Source organism: Stenotrophomonas maltophilia group sp. RNC7 (assembly GCF_030910085.1).
GTDB lineage: Bacteria > Pseudomonadota > Gammaproteobacteria > Xanthomonadales > Xanthomonadaceae > Stenotrophomonas > Stenotrophomonas sepilia.
On sequence record NZ_JAVFVN010000862.1, the window covers coordinates 1 to 3,898 of the forward strand.

At 66.8% G+C, this 3,898-nt stretch carries 4 protein-coding genes; 1 reads left to right on the forward strand and 3 read right to left on the reverse strand.

Annotated elements, in window-relative coordinates; translation table 11 throughout:
* Positions 1-242 precede the first annotated feature (242 nt).
* From lipA to RCF13_RS20310, 3 genes are read right to left on the reverse strand one after another with little or no spacing between them, the layout of a single operon-like run.
* Positions 243-1,253, reverse strand: coding sequence for a lipoyl synthase (gene lipA / locus RCF13_RS20300; RefSeq protein ID WP_061479683.1), 1,011 nt, complete (start codon positions 1,251-1,253; stop codon positions 243-245).
* Between the two features lie 18 nt (positions 1,254-1,271).
* Positions 1,272-1,982 (reverse strand): lipoyl(octanoyl) transferase LipB, encoded by a 711-nt coding sequence (gene lipB / locus RCF13_RS20305; RefSeq protein WP_134968132.1) that lies wholly within the window; start codon positions 1,980-1,982, stop codon positions 1,272-1,274.
* Positions 1,970-2,248 (reverse strand): YbeD family protein, encoded by a 279-nt coding sequence (locus RCF13_RS20310; RefSeq protein ID WP_005411067.1) that lies wholly within the window; start codon positions 2,246-2,248, stop codon positions 1,970-1,972. The genes lipB and RCF13_RS20310 overlap by 13 nt, the downstream gene beginning before the upstream one ends.
* A 351-nt stretch (positions 2,249-2,599) precedes the next feature.
* Here RCF13_RS20310 and RCF13_RS20315 point away from each other — a divergent pair, with 351 nt between their 5' ends.
* Positions 2,600-3,658: a lipid A deacylase LpxR family protein gene (locus RCF13_RS20315; protein WP_134968131.1), complete on the forward strand. Its 1,059-nt coding sequence runs from the start codon at positions 2,600-2,602 to the stop codon at positions 3,656-3,658.
* The last annotated feature ends 240 nt before the right edge of the window (positions 3,659-3,898 follow it).

A 3,898-nucleotide genomic window follows, 5' to 3' on the forward strand; every position in this document is an offset into this window, starting at 1 on the left:
ACGTGCAGGCCAAGGGCGCCGGCGTTTCCTGACATCCTGCCGGTGGGTGGGAGCTGCTGCTCCTGTGGGTTCGGACCGTTGGGCCGCCCACCGCTGCCTGCCGTTGTGCCGACCCCCGGCGCGGGGGCGGGGGGGCCGGCCCCCACCCCCCGGGGCGGGGGCCGGCATCTAGGGCTGGCTGTGGTGTGGGCACCACCGGCCCGCACCCACAGGAGAAGCAGCTCCCACCCACCGGCAGGATGTCAGGAAACGCCGGCGCCCTTGGCCTGCACGTCGGCGTGGTACGACGAGCGCACCATCGGGCCGGAGGCCACGTGGCTGAAGCCCAGTTCGTAGCCGTAGACTTCCAGCGCCTTGTAGTCCTCGGGCGTCCAGTACTTCAGCACGGGGTGGTGGTGCGCGGTCGGCTGCAGGTACTGTCCGATGGTGATCATGTCCACGTCGTGCGCGCGCAGGTCACGCATCGTGGCCTTGATCTGTTCGAAGTCCTCGCCCAGGCCCAGCATGATGCCGCTCTTGGTCGGCACGTCCGGATGCTGCGCCTTGAAGTTCTTCAGCAGGTTCAGCGACCACTGGTAGTCCGCACCCGGGCGCACGTTGCGATACAGGTCCGGCACGGTCTCGATGTTGTGGTTGAACACATCCGGCGGGTTCTGCGCCAGGATCTCCAGCGCACGTTCCATGCGGCCCTTGCCGCGGAAGTCCGGGGTCAGCACCTCGATGCGGGTACCCGGCGACTTCTCGCGGATGGCGGTGATGCAGTCAACGAAATGCTGGGCACCCCCGTCGCGCAGGTCATCGCGGTCGACGCTGGTCACCACCACGTACTTCAGGCCCATGTCGGCCACGGTCTGGCCGAGGCTGGCCGGCTCGTTGGCATCCGGCGGCTTCGGGCGGCCATGGGCCACGTCGCAGAACGAGCAGCGCCGGGTGCAGACCTCACCGAGGATCATGAAGGTGGCGGTGCCATGACCGAAGCACTCGTGGATATTCGGGCAGCTGGCTTCCTCGCATACCGTCACCAGGCGGTTCTCGCGCAGCTTGGCCTTCAGGTTCTGCACGGCATTGCCCGAAGGAATGCGCACGCGGATCCAGGACGGCTTGCGCAGTACCGGCGCATCGGCGAACTGCACCGGCGAACGGTTGATCTTGTCACCGCCCAGCTGCTTGACCCCGGCCTGCAACGGCGCGGTGGACGGAGAATCGCCCTGCACGATCTGCAGGGGAATGGAACGGGCGGTGGTTTCAGTCATGGCAGTTCCGGGGAGCGGTCAGGCGGCCGCAGAAAGATCGGGCAGTTCGGGCGTGTGCTGCAGCAGCAGGCCAAACTGGCGGGCCAGGTGGTCCAGCAGCACCGGCTTGACGGCGTCCATCCCCGAGGGGCCGCCCAAGTCCAGCACCGAGGTCACCTGCAACCCCTGATAGCCACAGGGATTGATGCGGTGGAAGGGTTCCAGGTCCATGGCCACGTTGAAGGCCAGCCCATGGAAGGTGCAGCCGCGGCGCACACGGATGCCGAGTGCGGCAATCTTGGCACCACCGACGTAGACGCCCGGGGCGCCCTCGCGGCGTTCGGCGCCGATGTTCCACTCGGCCAGCGTATCGATGATCGCCTGCTCGATGCGGCACACGTAGTCGCGCACACCGATACCCAGCCGTGGCAGGCGCAGCAACGGATAGATCACGATCTGGCCGGGACCGTGATAGGTCACCTGGCCGCCGCGGTCCACGTGCAGCACGGGGATGTCGCCCGGCGCCAGCACATGCTCGTCCTTGCCGGCCTGGCCCAGGGTGAACACCGGATCGTGCTCGACCACCCACAGCTCGTCGGCATCGGCGTCGCTGCGCTGGTCGGTGAAGCGCTGCATGGCGCGCCACACCGGTTCATACGGCTGGCGGCCGAGGTCACGGACCAGCGCCGGACGCGGCGCACGGTCCTCCGGGGCGGCTTCGGCCGGGCAGGAGTCGGCTACAGCGTCCACTTCACTTCCGGGTGGTCACGCAGCGCCTGGTGCGCCAGGTCGTACTGTTCGCGGCTCTCGGCCTTGAACACGATGCGGACGGACACGTACTTGCCGTTGGAGGAGTGCTTCCAGCTGATGCGTTCGTTCACCACATCGATGCCGGCGGCCAGCAACAGGCGGGGAAGCTCATGCTCCAGGCCGCGGTTGGCCGGGCCCATGGCGCTGAGCTCGAACTGGCCGGGGAACTGGAAGCCGTGGTCGGGGTTGTCGGACTTGATTTCCATGGCCCCATTATCGGGCCGCAGGGCAACAAACCCAAGAGTATTCATCAACGCCAGGACCGCACCGGCGGTCTGCTGCGTTGCAGGCGGCCCAAAGGGACGGGCCTGAGGCCCAACGGCAGCTGACTGCAATCTCCTGACCATCACCAGCGCGAACATCGTACGGGCGGCCCGCGACCGCCTTCACGCCCGGCCTGCGGCGCGTACGCGGGTAACAAATTGTGCCCGCCGGACAATGTTGTTTTCGGAACAGACAAGTGATCTGGACGTGCTCGTTCCGACGCGCGGGCACGAGTACCGTAGCGTTGCAGAAAACGACTGAAAACCGCCCCCTTCCCCATGAGCATTCCATCCATGCGTAGTGTCGCAGCTCTCGGGCTCGCCGGCCTGCTGGCCTCTGCCCTCCCCCTTGCCGCCCAGGCGGCCGAACAATGTGGCCCGGACGCCATGCGCGACCACCCGCCGCAGGTCAATTTCCGCGTCGACAACGACCTGTTCGGCGGCCGCCACCAGGATCAGGGCTATACCAACGGTGCGCTGTTGACCCTGGTCTCCCCCAATCTGGTCGATTACACCGACGACCCCTGCCTGCCGCGCATGGCGCGCTGGGTAAACCGGTACCTGGAAGGGCTGCATCCGGGCAAGTTCGAACAGCAGAACATGATCTTCAGCATCGGCCAGGGGATCTTCACCCCGACCGATTTCACTCGCAGGGACCTGATCGAGGACGACCGCCCTTACGCCGGCGTGCTGATCGCGAACTTCGGTTTCAATGCGCGCAGCGGCGACCACCTGCAGACCACCCAGCTGACACTGGGCGTGGTCGGTCCGTGGGCACAGGGCAAGCAGGTGCAGAATGCCGTGCACGACGTGCTGGGCGACGAAAAATTCAAGGGTTGGGACAACCAGCTGCACAACGAACCACTGTTCATGCTGACCCATGAGCGCATGCGCCGCTGGCCGGGCGATGCCAGCGTCAATGCCGACGGTTGGGGTTGGGACGCGATCAGCCACTACGGCGGGTCGATCGGCAACCTGGAAACCAAGGCCAATTTCGGCGGTGAAGTGCGCTTTGGCTGGAAGCTGCCAGACGACTTCGGCAGCACGCCGCTGCGCCCGGCCGGCGAAAACACCGCGCCGACCCGCCGCGGCCGCCCCAGTGGGTGGTCCTGGCACCTGTTCGCGACCTCGGACGCTGCCTGGGTGATCCGCGATATCACCCTGGATGGCAACACCTTCCGCAACAGTCACAGCGTGGACAAGCGCCATGTGGTGGCCTACGGCGGGTACGGCGTGGCGGTGATGTACGGCCGCTGGAAGTTCGCCGCCGCGCGCTACCACAGCACGCGCGAGTTAAACGGCCAGCGCGAGGCGCCGGTGTTCGGCAGCTTCACCATCAGCCGGTCGCTGTAGGCGAGGGGCTGATGGTGAAGCGGGCAGGTGCCGACCGTTGGTCGGCACACCGGTTATTGCATCGCTCGCTGCAAGCGAGCGGGTGAGGGTAGTGCCGGCCGCTGGCCGGCTCCGCTTGAACCCAACCGGATGTGCCAACACCCGGCCAGCGGCCCGCACTACCCACACCCGCGCGCTTGCAGCGAGCGATGCAATAACCGGTGTGCCCACCAACGGTCGGCACCTGCCCGCTTCACCATC

What these genes read in the sequence shown, in the direction of transcription:
- lipA (WP_061479683.1), bottom strand. Translation starts at nt 1,253, where the DNA reads ATGACTGAAACCACCGCCCGTTCCATTCCCCTGCAGATCGTGCAGGGC.
- RCF13_RS20315 (WP_134968131.1), top strand. Translation starts at nt 2,600, where the DNA reads ATGCGTAGTGTCGCAGCTCTCGGGCTCGCCGGCCTGCTGGCCTCTGCC.
- RCF13_RS20310 (WP_005411067.1), bottom strand. Translation starts at nt 2,248, where the DNA reads ATGGAAATCAAGTCCGACAACCCCGACCACGGCTTCCAGTTCCCCGGC.